This window comes from Gymnodinialimonas mytili (genome assembly GCF_037544085.1).
GTDB classification, from domain to species: domain Bacteria; phylum Pseudomonadota; class Alphaproteobacteria; order Rhodobacterales; family Rhodobacteraceae; genus Gymnodinialimonas; species Gymnodinialimonas mytili.
Map to the genome: position 1 here is coordinate 1843533 of NZ_JBBIFW010000001.1, position 21140 is coordinate 1864672.

The window sequence follows — 21140 nt, forward strand, 5'->3', positions numbered from 1 at the left end:
GCTCAAGTGACGGGCCGCCATAAGTCTGGCGCGAAATTCTTCCAGAGGTGGCCTTATCAACGGGTTAAAATCCGCAGTATGGGCGATCAATCGCGAGTTGAGCCGGGGAAGGGCCTAAGATGATCGACACTCCGTATCTTCTGTTTCTGGGCGATGCGCCCGATCAACTGGCCGCTAAGGTCGCACAGGGGATCCGCGACTGGCGCCCCGACAATGTGATCGGCCAGCTCCGCATGGAGGGCTGTGGCGCCGACGTGAAGGTTGCCGATATGGATCTGCACGCGGCAAAAGCCTCGGGTGCCAAGACGCTGGTGATTGGTGTCGCCAATCGTGGTGGCATTATCTCAAGTGCGTGGAAGCGTATCCTGATCGAAGCTTTGTCCGAGGGGTTCGATATCGCATCCGGCTTGCACAACCTGCTGCGGGACGAGGCCGATCTGGTTGCGGTGGCCCATGAATATGGCCGTCAATTGCACGATGTGCGGATCCCGTCTGTGAAGTACCCGATTGCAAATGGTGTCAAACGGTCGGGCAAGCGGTGCCTGGCTGTGGGCACCGATTGCTCGGTCGGAAAAATGTACACCTCGCTGGCGATGGATAAAGAGATGAAGGCCCGCGGCCTGAAATCCAGCTTCCGCGCGACGGGCCAGACCGGCATTCTGGTCACGGGGGACGGTGTGCCGCTCGACGCCGTGATCGCGGATTTCATGGCCGGATCTATCGAGTATCTCACGCCCGACAATGACGATGATCATTGGGACATGATCGAAGGGCAGGGCAGCCTGTTCCATGTCAGCTATTCCGGCGTGACATTGGCGCTGATCCATGGCGGCCAGCCCGATGCGCTGATCCTCAGCCATGAGCCGACGCGTGAGCATATGCGGGGCCTGCCGACCTACGATTTGCCGTCGCTTGAGGCGCTGCGCGATATGGCGCTGCCGCTGGCGCGGATTGCCAACCCCAAGGCAGAAGTCGTGGGCATTTCGGTCAACACCGCGGCGATGGGCGAAGACGAGGCGCTGAGCTACCTGGACGATGTCGAAAAGCGCATGGGCCTGCCCACATGTGACCCGTTCCGGCAGGGTGCGGGCAAACTCTGTGACGCGTTGGAGGCGATATGATCCGCGTCACGCGGGACAGTTTTCGCCTGGCAGAGGTCTTTACGATTTCCCGTGGGTCGCGGACCGAAGCCCATGTGCTGACAGCTATCGTCGAAGAGGACGGTCTTCGGGGACAGGGCGAATGTGTGCCCTATGCCCGCTACGGTGAAACGCTGGATAGCGTGACAGCACAGATCGAAGGGGCCGAGGGTGATCCGTCGCGCTTGCCCGCAGGCGCGGCGCGAAACGCATTGGATTGCGCGATCTGGGATCTGAAATGCAAACAACAGGGCAAGCGCGCCTGGGATTTGGCGGGCCTGCCTGTGCCCGGGCCGGTCACCTCGGCCTTTACGCTGTCGCTCGATACGCCCGAGAATATGCGAGCGTCTGCGGCCAAGCAGGCCGCCCGACCGCTTCTGAAGATCAAGCTGGGCACGCCAGATGATATGGCACGGCTAGAGGCCGTGCGCGCCGGTGCGCCTTCTTCGGCGATCATTGTTGATGCGAATGAGGGATGGACGGCCGAAGTCTATTCCGATCTGGCACCGCATCTGATGCGCCTCGGCGTGCAGATGGTGGAACAGCCCCTGCCCGCGGATAAGGACGAGATACTGGCCGAGATTAACCGGCCGCTGCCCGTTTGTGCCGATGAAAGCTGCCATGACCGTGCAAGTTTACCTGCGCTGAAGGGCAAGTACGACATGGTGAATATCAAGCTCGATAAGACTGGCGGCTTGACCGAAGCGTTGGCGCTGCGCGAGGCGGCGCGGGCGGAAGGTTATGCGGTGATGATCGGTTGCATGGTCGGCTCATCTCTGGCGATGGCTCCTGCCGTCCTTCTGGCACAGGGGGCCGAAGTGGTCGACCTAGATGGACCGCTCTTGCTGGCTGAGGATCGGGTGCCACCGCTGCGCTTTGATGGATCAATCGTGCATCCACCGGAGGCGGCGCTCTGGGGTTAGAAATGGCCTCACGCTGATGTGGGGTGCATTGAGCCGGAAATTGAACCAGCTTGCCGTCGAATGTCGCCGGAGGATTCAATGCGTTTGATCATCGCTACCCTGCTAACACTTGTCGCTGGTCCCGCTTTGGCCTGTGGGTCTGACACTGATTGCACCGTTTTGGACGGCGACCGCACCTATCGCTACTACATGCCAGACACTGTCGAGGGCCCAATTGGCGCGGTTTTCCACGCCCATGGCTATAGGGGCAGTGCCGATGGCGCGATGCGCAACCAAAGCCTGCGCGCCATGGCGGATCGGTTGGGTATGGCGCTTATCGCCTTAAATGCCGATGCCGATGACTGGAACCTGGCCTATCGCCCGCGCGAACCGCAGCAGGCCGAGGCGCGCGAATACGATTATGTCACCGCTGTCATTGAAGATGTCGCTGATCGGATCGATTTGGACCGTGAGCGCATGATTGCCACCGGATTCAGTGCCGGTGGCATGATGACCTGGACGCTTGCCTGCGGTATGGGCGACACTTTTGCTGGTGTCGTGCCCTATTCCGGCACGTTCTGGCGCAGCATTCCGCCGACCTGCCCGACGCCCGCAACCAATATGATCCATATCCACGGCGATGCCGATACGGTTGTACCCCTGGAGGGCCGTGCGATTGGGCCAACCCGCCAAGGCAATGTGTATGACGCCTTGGCGATGTATGCTGAACATGGTGCGCAACCCGAGGCGGTTTTGGCCGAAATGCCCGAGGGGCTTTCCTGTTTCCTGCGCGAGAATGTGGACGGCTTGCTGTTGGATTTCTGCCTGTTCGACGGCACCCATGCCTACTCCGCCACGCGCGTCGAATGGGCGATCAACCGGATCTTGGATCGGCTGTAGGGCTGCTGCATTGCCTTGCCCATAGGCGGTTCAGGTGCTGCGGCGCCCTGGCCTGACATTTTCCGCATATTGTCTTCCGAAAATCAGTTCCCACAGGTCAGAATGCGCTCTAAGCCAAGGGAACGACCGTGAAAGGAGCTTCGGAAATGACCCGCACCGTATATGTCAACGGCCAGTACCTGCCTGAGCATGAGGCGACCGTATCGATATTTGATCGCGGGTTCCTGTTTGCCGACGGTGTCTATGAGGTGACGAGTGTTCTGGACGGCAAGCTGATCGATTTCGCGGGGCACGCGAAGCGCCTGCAGCGTTCGTTGGATGAGTTGGAGATGGCCAATCCCACTACCGAAGACCAGTTGCTCGAAATCCACCGCGAATTGGTGCGCGCAAACGACATCACCGAAGGCCTGATCTACCTGCAGATCACCCGCGGTGCGGCGGATCGCGATTTTGCCTATCCCGAAGATACCCCACCCACGATTGTGCTGTTCACCCAGGCCAAGCCAGGTCTTGCCGATAGCCCGATGGCCAAGACGGGGATGAAAGTAATCTCCATCGAAGACCAACGTTGGGGCCGCCGCGATATCAAAACTGTTCAATTGCTGTATCCGTCGATGGGCAAGATGGCCGCGAAGGCTGCGGGCGCCCATGATGCCTGGATGATCGAAGATGGCGTGGTGACGGAAGGAACCTCGAACAACGCCTATATCGTGAAGGGCAACACAATCGTGACGCGGCATCTGGGCAATGAGATCTTGCACGGGATCACCCGTGCCGCCGTGTTGCGGATGGCGAAAGAGGCTCAGATGCAAGTGGAAGAGCGTCCCTTCACCATGGACGAAGCGAAAGCTGCGGATGAGGCGTTTATCACCTCAGCCTCAACCTTCGTCATGCCGGTTGTGGAAATCGATGGCCGGGCGGTCGGCACCGGTCAGCCGGGTAGCGTCACCGCGCGCCTGCGAGAGATCTATCTCGATGAGATGCGGAAGGCGGCGGTCTAGGCCTGACGCATCATGGATCGTGGTTTGTCCTCTCACCGCGCTGCATGATCCTTTGGCGGGTTACTACCAGTGGTGAGTAGCCGCACGGTGTTTCTTAGGTCGTAGGGTCCTTCAGATCCGCACGGAATGCGACCAGTTCGACAGTGTTGCCTTCGGGATCCTCGGTAAACACACCGCGCCATCCGACCCAGCCGAAATGCTCGACACGGCATGGAAGATTGTGCCGTTCGTACCAGTCCATAACCGCCTCCTGTTCATCGTAAGGCACGTTTAGCGCAATATGATGAAGCGACGATTTGGCTCCGGTCTTCGGTGCGTCCGCCCCGGTTGGATGCAAGCCGGGCCGACCTGACGTCGCCTTGTCAAACAAAGCCAATATCTGCGTGTGGCCTTGGAAGCCGTCTGCGATACGGAAAAACACGATCCCCGCAGCGGCACTTCCGCTCATTCGTTGCAGCCCCAAGATCTCCTCATAGAAATTGGCCATTTTGCCGAGGTCGTCGCAGCGAATGGCGATCTCACCCAGTGCACGGATTCTAAATGGAGGCATTCTAGTCGGGTCTCCGTCTGCATATTCATGGCTTTGCGCGCCCCTAGATACAGCACCGGTATATAGTCAAAAATCAAAACTGCGGCTCCTGTTGTCGGCGTCTGGCCATAGTGGTTCCGTCTCAGCCTCTCTATGCTCGGGTTATGGAGACATTGGCAGATCTTATCGCGCGTCATGCGAAGCCTGGGCACATTGAGTGGATTGGCCTGCGTCCGCTGAGGCTGCACATCATGAAATCAGTCGCCAGTGCGAGTTTGACAGGAACCGGTCTTCAGGGCGACCATTCACGCGCAGGTAAACGTGCGCTGACTTTGATCCAAGCCGAACATCTACCGGTCATCGCGGCCTTGGTGGGCCTGCCTCATCTCGGGCCTGAAACCTTGCGGCGCAATCTGGTTGTGTCTGGAATGAACCTGAATGCGCTGCGCGGCCGTCAATTGCGTATAGGGCCTGCGATTGTCGAAGTTACCGGCATTTGCGCCCCGTGCTCGCGTATGGAAGAGGCGCTCGGCCACGGTGGGTATACCGCAATGCGCGGTCACGGCGGGTGGTGTGCAAGGGTTGTGGAAACCGGTGAGATCTCTGTGGGTGATCCTGTGGCACCGGTCTAGAGATTTCGCCCTTCTAATATCCGCCAAAGTTCACTGATCGAAGCAGGGTTTCTGAGTGCTCAGTCAGGCGTTCCTGCCCCAGGTTCCTCACCCCCGGCGCAGACGCTCCAAGATGGATGGCGACGCATATCCATCGGGTGTGACGCCAATCGCAGCTTGGAACCGGCGCACCGCGGCGATGGTGTTCGGGCCGATAATTCCGTCGATCCGCTCGTCGTAGTGGCCCGCCGTTTGCAATCTGCGTTGCAGTTCTTCGCGTTCAGCGAAGGTCAGCGCGCGGTCCTGCCGCGGCCAGTCGGCTTCAAATGCAGGGCCGCCGCCAATGCGGTCTCCCAGATGCCCGACGGCAATCACATAGGCATCTGCCGGATTATAACGTTCGATGACGCGGAAATTGTCGAAGATCACCAAGGCAACCCCTTGCGCACCAGCAGGCAGAAGGATCGAGGCTTGCCCATGGTCGGGAATGTCTCCCCCTTCGGCCAATCTCACGCCCTGATCGTTCCAGAACCTGACAGGGCGACGCTCTTGTTCGCCCGCAAGCGCAAAGTCAAACCCATTCGGAAGCTCCACTTCCATGCCCCAGGGTTGTCCATAGGTCCAACCATGCTCCGCCAGATAATGCGCGGTCGAGGCCAGCGCATCGGTCGGGTCACCCGACCAGATGTTGCGTCGTCCGTCGCCATTGAAATCCTGCGCGTACTGCAAATAGCTCGTGGGCATGAATTGCGTATGTCCCATGGCGCCCGCCCAGGATCCGGTCATGTTGCGCGGGTTCGTGTCACCCGCATCCAGAATGCGGAGCGCGGCGATTAGTTGTTCCTCGAAGAAATCCTGCCGCCGCCCGTCATAAGCAAGGGAGGCCATCGCTTCGATGATATCTGTGGAGCCGCGCGACGCACCGTACGCGCTTTCAAGCCCCCAGATTGCAACGACAACCTCGGCTTCGACCTCATATTGCTGCTCAATCCGCGCGAGCGTGTCGCGGTATTCTTCGAACTGAGTGCGCCCGTTGCGCACGCGCGTCGCCGACACAGCGCTGTCCAGATACTCCCATAGAGCGCGCGAGAATTCGGCTTGGTTGGCATCGCGCTCTAGAACACGCGTGTTAAGCTGCACACCTTCGAAGGCACGGGTCAATGTCCGCTCGCGGATACCCATTGCCAGGGCGCGGGTTTTGAAATCTTCGATCCAGGCGCGGAATTCCGGGTCGCGGGTCCGCGTTGCCTCTTCTGCACGGGCACGCAACTCGGCTGCCCGTGCCGCGAAGCTCGGGGGCACATCCGCTCGCATCTGCGGACGGATCGAAGTGACCACAGCCAATGCACTGGGCGCGCGCGGAGACCGTGTCGCGATTGTTTCGACTGTTCCCGCATCAGCGGCGGGGCTTGGCCGCACCGTTGGCAACGGTGATATGTCCGGTGGCGATGCCAGAGCAGGCAGCGCGACGATGGCGAAGGCGGAAAAAAGTATTCGGGTCAGTCCAACCATGGGCTACACCGTATTTCTTATGCTCGATGGCGTGACACTATAGCGATAACAGCCAAAATTGACAGAGATTGCGCCCAAATGCGCGGTGTTACGCCGCCATCTTGTCGCCTCGGGTCTTCACCGAGGATAAGTGTCAACGGCGTACCACCTTCTTTCGCAACTTGGCTTTTCGCGCCTTACCTTGACCGGGCTTGCGTCGGGTCGCCGTTTTGCGATGGGATCGACGACCGCCTTTGGGGCGGGCTTGGCCCTCATGCTCCAGCAATTCCAGCGTCAATCCACCGGTCACAGGCACAGCCTCGGCCAATTTCACCAGAACACGGTCACCCACACCGATCATCACGCCGGTATCCGATCCCATAAGCGTTTGTGCTTCGCCGTCATAGGCGAAGTATTCACGTCCCAAGGCGCGCATCGGCAGCAACCCATCGGCGCCGGTTTCGTCGAGCTTGACGAATGCCCCAAATCGCGCAATCCCCGAAATACGTCCGGTGAATTCTGCGCCCACGCGGTCTGACAAATAGGCGGCTAGGTAGCGGTCCGACGTGTCCCGTTCTGCAACCATGGACCGACGCTCGGTGTCGGAGATCTGTTTGGCAGTGTCCTCTATCCGCTCGATATCGTCTGGCGACAGCCCATCGGCGTCCCAGCGATGGGCCGAGATCAGGGCACGATGGACGATCAAATCGGCATAGCGTCGGATCGGCGAAGTGAAATGCGCATAGGCTTTCAATGCCAATCCGAAATGGCCGAAATTCTCGGGGTTGTAGTAGGCCTGTTGCATGGACCGCAGTGTCGAGATCGAGATCAGTTCCGATTGTCCGCCATCCGCGGCGCTGGCCAGCAGCGCATTCAGATGTGCGGTTTTCAGCACCTGCCCCTTTGCCAACACCAGGCCCGATGCCTGCGCGGTCTCGCGTAGCGCGTCGAGTTTTTCCGGCGCCGGTTCCTCATGAACCCGGAACAGCAGCGGGGTGCGCTTGGCGATCAGCGTCTCCGCCGCTGCGACATTCGCCAGCACCATGAATTCCTCAATGAGTTTATGCGCATCGAGTCTGTCCTTGAAGGCGACCGAGGTCACCTTGCCCTCGTCGTTCAACTCGATCTGGCGTTCAGGAAGATCCAGTTCTAAGGGCTGACGCCGGGTGCGGGCTTTCAAAAGCGCATCATAAGCCGCGTAGAGGGGCGCGATAACCGGTTCCAGCAAGGGCGCGGTGCGCTCATTCGACACGCCATCTTGCGCGGCTTGCACCTCTTCGTAATGCAACGACGCGGCGGAGCGCATCAATGCGCGGTGAAAGCTGTGGCTGATCTTGTTGCCTTCGGCGTCTATCACCATGCGCACGGCCAGGATCGGGCGGTCGACACCTTCATGCAGCGAACACAGATCGCCCGATAGCCGATCGGGCAGCATCGGGACCACGCGGTCAGGGAAATACGTGGAGTTTCCGCGCTTACGTGCTTCGCGATCCAAGGCCGTACTGGGCCGCACGTAATGGGCGACATCGGCGATGGCGACCCAGATGACATGACCGCCTTTGTTACTTGCATCCTGATCGGCGTGGGCATAGCACGCATCGTCATGGTCACGGGCATCGGCTGGATCGATGGTTACCAAGGGCATCTTGCGCAGGTCTTCGCGCTTTCCAAGATCCGCGGGTTTGGCGGCATCTGCTTCGGCGATGACGGCATCAGGAAAGGCATCGGGGATGCCGTGTTCATGCACCGCAATTAGCGAAACGGCTTGCGCTGCGCCGGGATCACCCAGCCGGGTGACAATGCGCGCCCGGGGCAGACCCATTCGGGCTTTGGGGCCTGCCATCTCGCCCTCGACCAATTCACCATCGCGGGCACCGTGGCTATCGGAAGCGCGCACCATCCATTCCTTATCCGATCCTTTTGAGATCGGCACGATCCGTCCACCATTCGAGCCCTTGCGATAGATGCCAAGGATCTTGCGAGGGTTGGTCCCGATTTTGCGGATCAGCTTCGCGGTATAGGCGTAGTCTTCTGCTGTGACCTCAAACACTTTGGCCAGGATCCGGTCGCCTTCGCCAACCGCTGGATCAGAGTTGCGAGCGACAAATAGAACTCGCGGCTCCGGCCCCTCGCCATGCCATTCCAAGGGCCGTGCGAACAGATCCCCATCGTCGTTGGGTGGCTCGATCCGCAGAATCGTGACCGGCGGCAGCTTGTCCGGATCGCGGTAATTGCGCCGTTTCTTTTCGAGGTGACCGTCATCTTGAAGCTCACGCAGCAAGCGCTTCAGATCAATCCGCGCGGCGCCTTTGATCCCAAAGGCCTTTGCGATGTCTCGTTTGGTCTGGGCGCCGGGATTGTCGGCAATCCAGGCAAGAAGTTGGGTTTTTGTCGGAAGGCTGCTCATAGGTTCGGCCTAACACGGAGGTGGCGAGCCGTCATGGGGGAATTCATGACGCATGAGAATCGAGCGCAAACGCTGATCTGACGGACATGCGGTATCTGGTCCGGCGCCAGATTTTTGACCGCGTGTTTGAACAGGCGTTAGCCTTGGAAGTAGTCCGTCAGTATCCGCGTATAGATGCGTTTCAAGCCCTCGATATCGCGGATGCTGACCCGTTCGTCGACCTCGTGCATGCGATGGCCGACCAGGCCGAATTCAACCACATCGCAATGATCTTTGACAAAGCGTGCGTCGGACGTGCCGCCGGTGGTGGACATTTCCGGTGCCACGCCTGTTTCCGCCGACACGGCGCCTGCGACAAGCGACGACAAGGCGCCAGGCGGGGTTAGAAACGATTCACCACTCAGCTTGGTCGACATCTCGATCGATGTGCCGGTCTCTGTGGCCACCTTGTCGGCCTCTGCCCGAAGCCACGCGGTCAGGCTGTCGCCGGAATGCAGATCGTTAAAACGGAGGTTTACGGTCATCCGCGTGCGCGCCGGGATCACATTGTTGGCGCCGTTTCCAGTATCGATGGTCGTGATGGCCAGGGTCGAAGGGTCAAAATGATCAGTCCCCTCATCCAACCTATGACTTGCCAGCCGATGCCCCAGCAATGCAACGACCGGCATTGGGTTCAGCGCCTTGTGCGGGTAGGCGGAATGCCCCTGTTTGCCAATGATCTCGAAGAAGGCCGTCAGAGCGCCTCGACGACCGATTTTCATCATATCGCCAAGGGTTGTGGGGCATGTCGGCTCTCCAACGATGCAGGCATCCATGCGTTCGCCGGTTTCGGTCATCCAATCCAGCAACGCGATGGTTCCATCGGTGCTTTCGCCTTCTTCATCACCGGTGATGGCCAGGATCACAGCGCCCTCGGGTGGTGTGGTGCGCACAAAATCAACAGCGGCAGCCGCAAACGCGGCTACACCGGATTTCATATCGGTGGCACCGCGACCATAGAGCCAATCACCATCGATCTCGGCGCCAAAGGGCGGGTAAGTCCAAGCGCTTTCATCGCCGACCGGCACGACATCGGTATGCCCGTTGAACCCGAAAGCCCTACCATTTCCGCGCGTGCCCCAACGGGCATAGAGGTTGGCAATGCCGTTCCGATCCACGCGGGTGCAATCGAACCCGGCCTCGCTCAGTAGTCTGTCCAGAAGTTGAATCGCACCGCCTTCACGCGGAGTTACGGAATTGCAGCGCACCAGGTCGGCCGTTAAAGTTACAGGATCGACGGGCGTATGTGTCATTCGCTGGCCTTCTCGTCTATGGGGTCGAAGAAGGGTGTCATTTGAACGACAATCACGGCGTTTTCGGCTTTGGCGCGGTCCATCAGGGCGCGCTCTTCCGGATCGATTGTATCACCCTGTGCCTCCCGTTCGGTTCGGGTGCCATAGCCTGTGACATCCAGCGGCGCGAGGTCGGCTTGCTTCAGGACCGCAACAGCCTCACGCACCGCCTCAGCTTCGTCAACGCCAGACGAAAAGCAGAGGATCCCCGCCCCCGTGGCGTTTTCGGGCAATCCGTCGCCGGACTTGCGACCAACCTGAACGAGCAACGTGTAGACGTCGTGCCTGGACTTGTCCTTGGGCATCGCGTCTAGCGGCCCCGAATCAGGCGGATCAAGGCGATCAAGATGCAGGCCCCGATCAGGCCTGCGACACCTTGTGAGATCCAAGTGGGGGATGTGGCCAAGCCCAGAAGGCCCAGGGTAAAGTTACCAACGATGGCCCCGACGATCCCCAGGATAATGTTGGTGATCAGGCCGGTATTCGCCTTCATGATGCTTGAGGCGATCCAGCCAGCGAACCCGCCCACGATGATGGCGGCGACAATCCCGAGACCTTGCATAGCGTGCTCCGTGCTTATTGGCGAAAGGGTGAGGTATTCGGCGCGGCGGTGCAAGACCCATGGCCCTCGTTGTTTGGCGCGCGTGCGGACACATTAAGGAAAAGGGCGGCTGGTCGCTATCGCACGCCCATTCCGCCCTTTTGACACCTGTGGTTGGATCAGTCGCGCAGCAATTCGTTGATCGAGGTTTTCGACCGGGTTTGAGCGTCGACGCGTTTCACGATCACCGCACAATAGAGGTTCACACCATTCTTCGACGGCATGGAGCCCGCAACGACGACCGAACCTGCAGGCACTTCGCCGTACATGACCTCGCCGGTTTCACGATCCACGATCTTGGTGGATTTGCCGATGAAAACGCCCATGCCTAGGACCGATCCTTCGCGCACAATGCAGCCTTCGACGACTTCGGACCGGGCGCCGATGAAGCAGTCATCCTCGATGATCGTGGGGCCCGCCTGCATCGGCTCTAACACGCCGCCGATGCCGACGCCGCCCGATAGGTGCACGTTCTTGCCTATCTGGGCACAGCTGCCAACTGTGGCCCAGGTGTCGACCATTGTGCCGCTATCGACATAGGCGCCGAGATTTACGAAGGATGGCATCAGCACCACGCCCGGCGCGATATAGGCGCTCTTGCGGACAACGCAGTTGGGCACTGCGCGGAAACCCGCCGCGCCCCATTCGTTTTCGCCCCAGGTCGCCCATTTGCTATCAACCTTGTCCCACCAGCTGCCGCCCTGGGCCGAGCCGCCCTGCATCTCCATGTCTTTCAGACGGAAGCCCAAAAGCACGGCTTTCTTTGCCCATTGGTTCACATGCCAATCGCCGCTCTCCTGAGGCTCGGCGACACGCAAGCTGCCCGCATCCAAGGCATTCAGCGTATCTTCGATCGCCTCGCGGGTCTCGCCCGTGGTAGCGGGGGTGATCTGATCACGCGCTTCCCAGGCGGCTTCGATGGCACTCTCAAGTACAGCGTTGGACATCTGGATTTCCCCTCTTTGGCATTTGGCCCGGCTATAGGGCTTGCCGAAGGGTGAGGCAATGTCGTGTCGGGCAAGGAGGACCGGGTTAGGAGGCGCTTAATCTATCGATCAACACATCGGTATGGGTCAGACTTGTCAGAAATCCCCCATCGGGGATCTCGGTCAGCTTGATCTTGTCGGGAAAGGCAGCCGCAAAACGCCGTGCTGTATCGATGTTTGATATTCCGTCGTGATGCCCTTGGATCAATTCGATGGGAACGGCGCTGTCGCGCACCCAATCCGACCAATCCCGCATGGCATATTCGAAAGCGACGCCTGCAAAGTCGAAACTCTGGGCCAGAGCGGTGCGCGTGGCGTGATCCAGCTCTGCCACGGTTTCTGTCTGCGCCAGGAGCGCGACATCGGGTGCGTGGCCCCGCAATTGCATGGCGTAAAGCCTGCGTGAGCCCATAGCTTTCCAAGCCCGGATCGCGGCCCGGATCACCAGACGATACATGCCCGGCGATTTGACGATGGCGCGCATCAGCGCCGCGACCCAAGGGGACCGCACCTTGTTTGGGTCAAATAGCGGCGCTGGCACCAATGTGGATTGTTGGACAATCCGGCTGAGCCGATCGGGGATCAATGTCCCAACCGCATAGCCGAAGGTGGAGGAGGTATTGTGCGCCCACAATACGGCGGTCTCGCGGCCCAACTGATCCTGCAAGGTCACGATGTCTTGGGCCAAGGTCGCATTATACTCCGCACCCTTCAGTGGCGGATCGGTGCGCCCACATCCCGGGCGGCACAGGCTGGCCACACATAAGCCCGCGCTGCGAAAGCGCGCCTCGACCCAGGCTGGAAACAGGCATTGGGTGGTATCCGGGATGTAGACGATCAGCCGCCCCGACAGATCGCCGGCCAAGGTCACGTCGATGCCGCGCCCACCCGCGCCCAGCAAGTCGAACCGTTTCCGATGGGGGTGGCTCGCTGTTTGCGCCACTGGGTCGACATCTTTGAAGAATTGCGAAATCGCCAGCATGTTGCGCATCAATTCCGCTTGGGACGACGCGCCTGCCTTGTTCATGATGGTCTGGAATTGTGTGCGCACGGTGGCGTGAGACCGGTCGCGCATTGCCGAGATGTCGCGCAGATCATGGCCCTCCAGAAAGGCAGCCAGGATCTCACCCTCAGCTTCTGTCAATTGATAAGCGCGGGTCATGATGGCGGCCACATCGGCACGCCAGACCGGATCGATGACAAAGACCAAAGCTGTGCCCGCGGCGCTGTCCCCGTCGAGCGACGGGATCACGGCCAAGGTCGCGGAGCGATCAGTATCGAGATGGACGGCGTGGTGCAGGGCCACTTCGCCGCGCGTGTTCGCGCGGGGATCCAGGCTGCGCCGGATCACATCGGACAGCAACTCGGCACGATCGAGCCCATAGCCAATAGCATCCACATGGTCGCCTGGGTCGATGGTTAACCGGCCGATGGCCGTTTCATTCATCGCCGTTACGATGCCGTCCGAGCGAACCGCGAAGCTGGCATGCGGCAAAGCGTTGAGCAGATATCGCAATCGCGGCCCGATTACGTCGTTTTCATCGGCGGCGGAGATGGCGATCAACGCAGAATCGACAGCACGATCCAATTCTGGTGAAACGGCGGCCATGGCTTCGTTTTCGAAGACCTGGTTCCAGGTATCTACCAACTCTTCAAACTTGAACGGATCGGTGGCGGATGCTTCGACAACGGCGTTTAACTTGTCGGACATCTAAGGGTGCCCACTTGGGTTTTCATCACTCACCATCACACTAGCACCCTGAGAAATCCAGCGTCGTACTGCAAATGCAGTATGACCCAAAAATGCGAAATTGTCAGAATTTGTGCGGTTGGGAAGACCCCAGCGCATTCCAAGAGGACGCATTATGAACAGCTTTAAGAGAATTTTAGCCTCTGCCTGTACCATCTTAGCGATGGCAGGGGCGGCACAGGCAAATACGGTTTTGGCCGACGGCTTTGCACCGGACGCGACGGGCAACTGGTCGTTCGTCGCAAACTCAAATCAGATTCTGAGCAATCCGGTTGTCAGCAACGTTGCCGGAACAATTGATAGCTACCGGATTTGGGTCGCGCCGATTCAGGACTTTAACACCACGATGCAGCTTCAGCTTCTTGGCGGTCATTCAACACCGTTTCCGTCCGCCAGTGATATCTTGGCAACAGCCACATTCACCACAGCCGAGATTTTGATGGGCCGCCAAGTGGTCAGCGCCGATTTCCGCAATCAGACGTTTTATGAACTCGTCTGGGATTTATCGGGCTTTGGCATTACAGCGGCTGTCGCTGAAGAATTCTACGTGCGCCACGGCACACAATCGCTCGAATCCATCAGCATTGCCGGGAACGATACCCGCAGGTCTGGCGGTGTTGGCGCCGATACGAACGCGCTTCTGTTTGGCTCGCCGCAATCGCTTGGGGCCGGGACGGTCCGCAACAGCCTGGCGTTCAGTTTCTTCGTGAATGACGGTAGCAGCGATCCCGTCGACCCGGTCGATCCCGATATCGCCCCCGTCCCGTTGCCGGCGGGATTGCCGCTGTTGCTGGTTGGGCTCGGTGGATTTGCGTTGCTACGTCGTCGTCAAAGTTAAACGCAAAGGCGTTTCTTTTTCACCCATCCCCTTGGCGGGGGTGGGTCTTTTTCATCTGCCGGGCTAGGGTCAGCGCAAACATGCTCGGAGCCCCCGATGAAAGACGACCGCAAACCTTTTCGCGATGCCCAACAGGACATTAAGTCCGTTCAAAGACTGCCGAATACGCCGCAGGCACAATCCGCCTCCTACAGGTTGGCTTTCGCGGATCCTGATTTTCTGTGCGCGCCGGAATTGCGTCCGGTGCGTTTGCAGCTAGAGCTGTTGAAGCCGGAAATGGGCTTGGATGCCCGCGGGGTGAATTCGACAATCGTCCTGTTCGGCGGCGCCCGTATCCCGCGGCCCGAAGACCGCGATGGCGCGCGCAGCGATGCGCTGAGGGACATGTCGCAATATTATGAAGAGGCGCGCAGCTTTGCTCGCGCCATCACCGCGCGATCGGTGGAAACTGGCTGCACCGAAAATGTCGTAGTGACAGGTGGCGGGCCTGGCGTGATGGAGGCAGGCAATCGCGGGGCTTCCGATGCGGGTGGCTGTTCCGTCGGGTTGAATATCGTGTTGCCGCATGAGCAAGAGCCGAACCACTACGTCACGCCCGACCTCTGCTTTAACTTCCACTATTTCGCCATCCGTAAGATGCATTTTCTGATGCGAGCGAAAGCCATCGCGGTGTTCCCGGGTGGGTTCGGCACGATGGATGAGCTATTCGAAGCGCTGACGCTGATCCAGACCGGTCGGATGGAGCAGGTGCCGGTGCTGCTGTTCGGCGAAAGCTTTTGGCGCGATGTTGTGAACTGGAATGCTCTGGTCCACGCGGGCACGATCTCAGCCGACGATCTGAACCTGTTTCGATTTGTGGAAACTGCAGAAGATGCGTTGCATGTCATCGACACATGGACATTGTCAGGACGGCGCGGTGATATACCGGGGCGCTAAGCCATTTCAGGCGCACCCCGGCGGGTCAGCCTAATAACGGACGGCGAAGTTCACGCCTAGCGTTATGATGTCGACGTTCAGATCATCGGATTCGCTGAAGTTGCTGAAGCTGTGGCGCAGTAATTCGACGCCAACGGACGTATATTGACCGGTCTGATAGTCCAGTCCGATTCCAGCGAATGTCCCAAAAGACCGATTATCGCCATTGATCGTGTTTTGGAATGTCAGGCTTGCTAGCCCCACGGTGCCGTAAGGTAAGAAGCGTCCCGCGTCATAGCCCGCTTCGACGCCCAATCGGTTTAAGGCGGTCTGGGATTCCCCATCGCTCGAGAGGCCCCCAAAGGTTATGGTATTGTCGACATCACCGCCGCTGAGATCCAGTTCACCACCGACAACCAATGCGTTGAACTGGCGCCGGTAGCCAATGAATCCGCCCAAATGAACGCCTTCAAGCTCACCGGTCAAACCCGGAAGATTGTCAAATGTGATTTCCGTACTTGGCAAGAAGTCTAATTGAGCCCCGATATAAAACCCCTCCCAATCCGAATGAGCAGGGCCTGTAACTTGTGCGATTGCAGGGCTAGAGAACGCCATCGCGATGAATGGCAAAAGATAGCGGTTCATTTTGAACTCCGTTATATGCTCGACGTGCCTCAAGATCTTCGCACTAGCATATAAAATGAGACGGAGCGCAGGATTGGAAAATGCAATACAAGTTCTATTGTTGCGGCAGAGCCACAGCAATAAATAAGCGGCCTAATTCAAACCGCTCGAAATCAGCGATAGGCATTGTTGGGGCACATCACCCAATGCGACGCGCATGCCGCGGGGCGGTTGCGGCGGCGGGGGTGTTGGGTTCGGCGGGCCGGGTTGCGTCGGGGCGAGGATGCGTGCGGCGCGTTCCTCAGCCTCCGCACAACCATCATCAGAGCCAGTTGAGGCTTGGTTCTGGCAGTTTCGATCCCCCGAAGGGCAATTCAAGCGCACGTGGAAATGATAGTGATGTCCCGATGCGGGCCGAATATGGCTGAGCCAGGAGCGATCACCTTCGACGTTGCGGCAGAGCCAGACCTTCACACCGGTTGTGACAAAGATACGTTCGACACGCGGGTCGCTGGCGGCCAGGCGCAGGACTTCGGCATGTTCCGCCGTCCAGTTGTCGTTGATCCAGGCCCCGCCACGGCTGCGAACCGAGATCGACGAGAGGTTTTCACGCTCCTCGCGGGTCAATGACAGGTCTCGGGCGGGCAGCATCCAGATATCGACATCTGTACCGCTTTGGTGGCTGGCATGACCGGTCAGCATTGGGCCTCCTCGAGGCTGGGACATATCGCCCACATAGAGCCCCTCCCACGAGGTATTTGCGGCCACGTTGGCGGACAGGGATTGAATGTAGTCCAACAGCTCAGGATGGCCCCAATTGCGGTTCCGCGACAGCCGCATCGCCTGCCAGGTCGGGCCTGTTTCAGCCAGTTGCTGCCCACCTGCGAGGCATCCGTTGGAATAAAAGCCGATGGATTCCGGATCTCCGACGCTGGCGCTTGTTTGCGCTCCGAAAAATTGCCGCGCCTCTTGTCGGGATTGCGTTGCGTCCAATTGTGGGACCGGACCGCCCGAGCTGCAGGCGGCGAGGAAAGCAAATGCAAATGGCAAAATCCGTTTCATGGCGCGTCATCCCTAATATCGTAGGTGCCGTTTGGATTGACCCATATCAAAAGGATCAACCCGAGGCCAAAAAGCCCCACAAGGGGCAGCATTCCCAGGCGGGCATCGCCCAGGGCCGTCGTCGTCAAGTAAATCAGACCGGGTCCGAGAAAAGCCGTCGCTTTGCCCGAAAGGGCATAAAGCCCAAAGGCCTCGGTCGGTTTGTCGGGCTCTGCATGGCGGACCATCAATGTGCGAGAGGATGCTTGTAGTACGCCACCGGCCCCACCGATGATCGCTCCGCAGAGGAAAAAGGCCACATCGGGCGCAGTTGACCCTTCATCTAACTGGATGCCCCAAATGCTTTCTCGTGTCATGCCGAGGATAAACACGCACACGCCCATCAGCATCAGGATCGTCGCAATTATGATGGGCTTGGGGCCTTTCCGTTCGTCGATCATCCCGCCGACCCATGTGGAAATGGCCGAGGTGATGGCTGCGATTACGCCGAAGATCCCGACTTGGGTAATACCCCAATCAAGAACCAACACGGCGTAGGTACCGCCAAACGCATAAAGCGCGTTCAGGGCGTCGCGGTAGAACATGGAGGAGGCGAGGTACGCGCTGAGCGTGACGCGCTCTGGCAATGTCTTAACAAGGGCCACCAGATCGCCGAGGGCCCTGCTGACACCGCCGGGCTTGGCGGTCCGCGGCGCCTCTCGCACCCAGAGTGCGAAGGGGATCATGAAGATGACGAACCACAGCGCCATGAAGGGGCCAACGGCGCGCGTGCCTTCCCGGGCCTCCGCATCCAGGCCAAGTGCAGGGTCCAGGCCCATCAGGGTTTGGCCGTCCGTTTGTTCCACAAACAACAGCAGCATGATGAACAGGGCCAATACGCCTCCGGCATATCCGACGGCAAAGCCTGATCCGGAAATCCGCCCAATTTCATCCCGATTGCCCAATTCCGGCAGCAGAGAATTGGTGAAAATGGTCGTGAACTCCGCCCCGATCATGCCGATCCCAAAGCAGATCAGCGCGCCGACCAAAAAGCCGCCATCGGGCAACAGCCACCAAAGGCCGAATGCGCCTGCGATGTAGCACAGCGAAAAGGCGATGATCCACGGCATCCGCTTGCCTGCATTGTCGGCAAGCGCGCCTAGGATTGGCGCCAAGATTGCGATGAAGATGCCCGAGATGGTTTGCCCAAGCGACCAAAGGCTTTGCGCCTCGGCATCAGCGGCTGTCTCGCTCAGACCCTGGGCAAGGTAATAATCGGCTGCAACCGCTGCGAAATAGGGACCGAATACAAATGTCAGGCCAAGCGTGAAATAAGGCTGACTGGCAAAGTCGAACGCCCACCAGCCCCAGATTGCGCGCCGTCCCTCGGGCGACGTTGCCTCATAGGGCGGTAAGGGGCGTCTGGCGGCGAGGGTTTTCATGGGCGGTAACATCTCGCCCAGGCCCGGATTTGTCCATCGTTAAGGCTCTGTCAGATCTCCGGCGGCCAGGGTCGTGTCCCGTCGGCCTCAGCCCAATTTTGCACCCAGGCGGGCAAGGGTGGGCTATCGCCCTCAACCGACATGACCCGCGCGACATCCTCCACAGGTGCCAGACGACCATTTTTCGTGACACCAGTGCGCAACAAAGCATGGTTGCAGCACGTGTCGCCGCGATACATCCCTTGCTCCAGATAGAAGAACCGGTGATCCCACCCCACGAAGCGCGTGCGCAATTGAAATCTCTGAAACGGCGTGATCCGTGACCGGTAGCGAACGGTCGACCCTGCAACAACCAAGCCCCAGCGTTCGCGGCGCAGCACATCCCACAGCCCGACACGGATCGCCAAGGCAAAGCGCCCCAAATCCATCAGCGTCAGGATGCGCCCGTTGTTCATCTCGACGAAGCCGTCGATATCCCAGGGTAGACAGGTCATGGATAGGCGATGCGTATCAAACAGACCGAGCCGCGGTTTGCGACGTTCGGCGAAGGTGACGGCGGTGAGGCGTGCAAAAGGATACATGGCGCCAGCCTATGCCCCAGTCATCGGACGAGCTAAAGCCCGTCGTGGCGTCAAATTCTCACCGTTTCATGGAAATCCGCGCCGATTGCTTGCGGGACCGGCGGCGCCCGCCTATGTCCCCTGAAACCGACATGATGCCTGGATGCTCTGCCCATGACCTCGCTTTTCGAAATTCTGATGCTGCTGATTGGCGTGGTGAAGTTCATTATCATCGCTCATATCATCATGAGCTGGTTGATAACGTTTGGTGTGTTGAACATGCATCAGCCCGTTGTGGGGCAAATCTGGGATGGTCTGAATCGCCTGCTTCAGCCGCTTTACGATCCGATCCGGCGCATCTTGCCGAATATGGGTGGGCTGGATCTGGCGCCGTTGGTCGTGTTCCTTGGCGTTATTGCCGTAGAGATCATCCTGCGAAATAATATGGCGCTGTTCCTCTGATCTGGTAGATCAATCCTATATCAATTCAGGTGATCTGCCGCGAATGCGGCTTCGGAGCCCCAGATATCCAACACCCGTTGATCCCGTCCGCAGGCTTCGCGGTAGAGGTCATAGGCCACCGATTTCCGGCGTGGACCAAACCGCGTCAGGATGATTTCGTTCGAGCGGTAGTAATCCTGGTGATAGGCCTCGGCTGGATAAAACGCCGCCGCGTCGCGGATGGTGGTGGCAAGCGGCGCGCCCAGGGTTCCCTCGGCCTCACGTACGGCAACCTGCGCGATGTCGCGCTCCTGCGCATCCTCGACAAAGATCGCGGTGGTATAGGTTTCGCCGCGATCACAGAATTGCCCACCCGCATCCAGCGGATCAATCGACCGCAGGAACAAACGTAGAAGCCCGTCATAGGGCAGAATATCAGCGTCGTAAGTGATCTCGACGACCTCCAGATGCCCCGTACCGCCGCTGATCACATCGCGATAGCTGGGATTGGCGACTGTTCCGCCCGAAAAGCCAGAGACCACTTCGATCACACCTTCGACCCGCTCGAAATCGCTTTCGACACACCAGAAACACCCTCCGGCGACAATGGTCGTGCGGATATCTTGCGCATGGGCCTGTCCGTGTTGCAGCGCCAGGGCCGCCAGAATTGCGGCGGATAGCAAAATGGTCTTGACCCCTTCGCGGATCGGCGTGCGAGACATGGTAACCTCCAGCATTGATCTGCCAATGCTGGCCTCAGCGGGGATTGCAATGCAAGGCCGGGCGGCGTGATCTCACGCGGGTTTGAGATGCAGTGAAGGAAGCAAATGATGCTAGGCATATCGCAGATATCCGGCAAACAGATCGGTTTTATCCGATGAAGATTGCAGTTTGGTCTGGGCCGCGGAACCTATCGACCGCCCTGATGTATGCGTTCGGAAACCGCCCCGATTGTGAGGCCGTGGACGAGCCGTTCTATGCGGCGTATCTGGCCCAGACCGGCATCGATCATCCCATGCGCCAAGAGATTTTGGCGAACCAGGCAATTGTCCCACATGCGGTGGTCGAACGGCTTCTTCGAACATCGGAAAAGCCGCATCTTTATGCTAAGATGATGTGCCATCACATGGTCGACAATATGCCGTTGGATTGGGCGGAAGATTTTGTAAATGTTCATCTTATCCGCCATCCTGCCCGAGTGATCGCCAGCTATACCAATAAGCGCGACAGGATCGCCATGCAGGATATCGGCTGCGCCGATGTCGAGCGGATCTTTGAGGCGCTACCGGGTCCGATCATCGACTCGGCGGATATACGGGCGAACCCCGAAGGAACACTGCGGGCACTGTGTGACACGGTCGGTTTGGCGTTTGATCCCGCGATGCTGTCTTGGCCCGCCGGTCCGAAACCCTTCGACGGCGTCTGGGCGCGCCATTGGTATGATGCGGTCCATTGCAGCACGGGTTTTGCCGCTGCTGAGGGGCCGCTGCCCGAGGTGCCTGACGATCTGATGCCGATCTACGAGACGGCGATGCCGATTTACCGGGCGATGTATGCCAAGCGGCTCAGCGTCTAGTTGCTTGTCATCGAAACGTCTCTTGCAGGCCCCAACGGGCTTTGCGAAACTGTGT

22 protein-coding genes are annotated in these 21140 nt (G+C 59.1%); 9 read left to right on the plus strand and 13 right to left on the minus strand.

Annotated elements, in window-relative coordinates; all coding sequences use genetic code 11:
- Nucleotides 1-119 precede the first annotated feature (119 nt).
- From dgcN to V8J82_RS09145, 4 genes are all read left to right on the plus strand, one after another.
- The gene (gene dgcN, locus V8J82_RS09130) at nt 120-1121 is read left to right on the plus strand and encodes an N-acetyltransferase DgcN (protein WP_339974375.1); all 1002 of its coding nucleotides are present in this window, start codon (nt 120-122) and stop codon (nt 1119-1121) included.
- Entirely contained in the window at nt 1118-2062 is a 945-nt protein-coding gene (dgcA, locus tag V8J82_RS09135; RefSeq protein ID WP_339974376.1) for an N-acetyl-D-Glu racemase DgcA, read from the plus strand. Before dgcN ends, dgcA begins: the two co-directional genes overlap by 4 nt.
- Before the next feature lie 78 nt (nt 2063-2140).
- Nucleotides 2141-2941 (plus strand): CE1 family esterase, encoded by an 801-nt coding sequence (locus V8J82_RS09140; protein ID WP_339974377.1) that lies wholly within the window; start codon nt 2141-2143, stop codon nt 2939-2941.
- Nucleotides 2942-3087: 146 nt separating this feature from the next.
- Nucleotides 3088-3942, plus strand: a complete 855-nt coding sequence (locus tag V8J82_RS09145) for a D-amino-acid transaminase (protein WP_339974378.1) — start codon at nt 3088-3090, stop codon at nt 3940-3942.
- A 94-nt stretch (nt 3943-4036) separates the two neighbouring features.
- On the opposite strand, the gene V8J82_RS09150 is transcribed toward V8J82_RS09145, so the two are convergent.
- Complete coding sequence (locus V8J82_RS09150; RefSeq protein ID WP_339974379.1) at nt 4037-4492, minus strand: VOC family protein; 456 nt, start codon at nt 4490-4492, stop codon at nt 4037-4039.
- Nucleotides 4493-4635: 143 nt separating this feature from the next.
- On the opposite strand from V8J82_RS09150, the gene V8J82_RS09155 reads away from it, so the two are divergent.
- Nucleotides 4636-5103: an MOSC domain-containing protein gene (locus tag V8J82_RS09155; protein WP_339974380.1), complete on the plus strand. Its 468-nt coding sequence runs from the start codon at nt 4636-4638 to the stop codon at nt 5101-5103.
- An 87-nt stretch (nt 5104-5190) separates the two neighbouring features.
- On the opposite strand, the gene V8J82_RS09160 is transcribed toward V8J82_RS09155, so the two are convergent.
- The 7 genes from V8J82_RS09160 to V8J82_RS09190 form a co-directional block, all read right to left on the minus strand.
- Nucleotides 5191-6594 carry a lytic murein transglycosylase gene (locus tag V8J82_RS09160; RefSeq protein ID WP_339974381.1) on the minus strand — a complete coding sequence of 468 codons (1404 nt, stop codon included), beginning with the start codon at nt 6592-6594 and terminating at the stop codon, nt 5191-5193.
- Nucleotides 6595-6727: 133 nt separating this feature from the next.
- On the minus strand, nt 6728-8980 hold the full coding sequence (gene rnr, locus V8J82_RS09165; protein WP_339974383.1) for a ribonuclease R: 2253 nt from the start codon (nt 8978-8980) through the stop codon (nt 6728-6730).
- Nucleotides 8981-9117: 137 nt separating this feature from the next.
- Nucleotides 9118-10272: a succinyl-diaminopimelate desuccinylase gene (dapE, locus tag V8J82_RS09170; RefSeq protein WP_339974385.1), complete on the minus strand. Its 1155-nt coding sequence runs from the start codon at nt 10270-10272 to the stop codon at nt 9118-9120.
- Complete coding sequence (locus tag V8J82_RS09175) at nt 10269-10616, minus strand: DUF8846 family protein (RefSeq protein WP_339974387.1); 348 nt, start codon at nt 10614-10616, stop codon at nt 10269-10271. The genes dapE and V8J82_RS09175 overlap by 4 nt, the downstream gene beginning before the upstream one ends.
- A 5-nt stretch (nt 10617-10621) precedes the next feature.
- On the minus strand, nt 10622-10873 hold the full coding sequence (locus V8J82_RS09180) for a GlsB/YeaQ/YmgE family stress response membrane protein (RefSeq protein ID WP_339974389.1): 252 nt from the start codon (nt 10871-10873) through the stop codon (nt 10622-10624).
- 158 nt (nt 10874-11031) lie between these two features.
- The gene (gene dapD / locus V8J82_RS09185) at nt 11032-11859 is read right to left on the minus strand and encodes a 2,3,4,5-tetrahydropyridine-2,6-dicarboxylate N-succinyltransferase (protein ID WP_339974391.1); all 828 of its coding nucleotides are present in this window, start codon (nt 11857-11859) and stop codon (nt 11032-11034) included.
- Between the two features lie 85 nt (nt 11860-11944).
- A complete protein-coding gene (locus tag V8J82_RS09190; RefSeq protein ID WP_339974393.1) occupies nt 11945-13609 on the minus strand; it encodes a bifunctional helix-turn-helix transcriptional regulator/alpha/beta hydrolase in 1665 nt (554 codons plus the stop codon).
- A gap of 100 nt (nt 13610-13709) precedes the next feature.
- On the opposite strand from V8J82_RS09190, the gene V8J82_RS09195 reads away from it, so the two are divergent.
- Nucleotides 13710-14486, plus strand: coding sequence for a VPLPA-CTERM sorting domain-containing protein (locus V8J82_RS09195; protein WP_339974395.1), 777 nt, complete (start codon nt 13710-13712; stop codon nt 14484-14486).
- A gap of 96 nt (nt 14487-14582) precedes the next feature.
- The gene (locus tag V8J82_RS09200; RefSeq protein WP_339974397.1) at nt 14583-15422 is read left to right on the plus strand and encodes an LOG family protein; all 840 of its coding nucleotides are present in this window, start codon (nt 14583-14585) and stop codon (nt 15420-15422) included.
- Nucleotides 15423-15452: 30 nt separating this feature from the next.
- Here V8J82_RS09200 and V8J82_RS09205 read toward each other — a convergent pair whose 3' ends face one another.
- The 4 genes from V8J82_RS09205 to V8J82_RS09220 all read right to left on the minus strand — a co-directional run bounded on the left by V8J82_RS09205 (nt 15453) and on the right by V8J82_RS09220 (nt 19089).
- A complete protein-coding gene (locus V8J82_RS09205) occupies nt 15453-16046 on the minus strand; it encodes an outer membrane protein (protein ID WP_339974399.1) in 594 nt (197 codons plus the stop codon).
- A gap of 132 nt (nt 16047-16178) precedes the next feature.
- Complete coding sequence (gene mepA, locus V8J82_RS09210) at nt 16179-17087, minus strand: penicillin-insensitive murein endopeptidase (RefSeq protein ID WP_339974401.1); 909 nt, start codon at nt 17085-17087, stop codon at nt 16179-16181.
- A complete protein-coding gene (locus V8J82_RS09215) occupies nt 17084-18508 on the minus strand; it encodes an MFS transporter (RefSeq protein WP_339974403.1) in 1425 nt (474 codons plus the stop codon). Before V8J82_RS09215 ends, mepA begins: the two co-directional genes overlap by 4 nt.
- Nucleotides 18509-18558: 50 nt before the next feature.
- Complete coding sequence (locus V8J82_RS09220; RefSeq protein ID WP_339974405.1) at nt 18559-19089, minus strand: acyl-CoA thioesterase; 531 nt, start codon at nt 19087-19089, stop codon at nt 18559-18561.
- A gap of 153 nt (nt 19090-19242) precedes the next feature.
- Between V8J82_RS09220 and V8J82_RS09225 the strand changes: the two genes are divergently transcribed.
- A complete protein-coding gene (locus tag V8J82_RS09225) occupies nt 19243-19530 on the plus strand; it encodes a YggT family protein (RefSeq protein ID WP_339974407.1) in 288 nt (95 codons plus the stop codon).
- A 20-nt stretch (nt 19531-19550) separates the two neighbouring features.
- Here V8J82_RS09225 and msrA read toward each other — a convergent pair whose 3' ends face one another.
- Entirely contained in the window at nt 19551-20246 is a 696-nt protein-coding gene (msrA, locus tag V8J82_RS09230; protein ID WP_339974409.1) for a peptide-methionine (S)-S-oxide reductase MsrA, read from the minus strand.
- A gap of 140 nt (nt 20247-20386) precedes the next feature.
- Here msrA and V8J82_RS09235 point away from each other — a divergent pair, with 140 nt between their 5' ends.
- On the plus strand, nt 20387-21085 hold the full coding sequence (locus tag V8J82_RS09235) for a sulfotransferase-like domain-containing protein (RefSeq protein WP_339974411.1): 699 nt from the start codon (nt 20387-20389) through the stop codon (nt 21083-21085).
- Nucleotides 21086-21140: the final 55 nt, after the last annotated feature.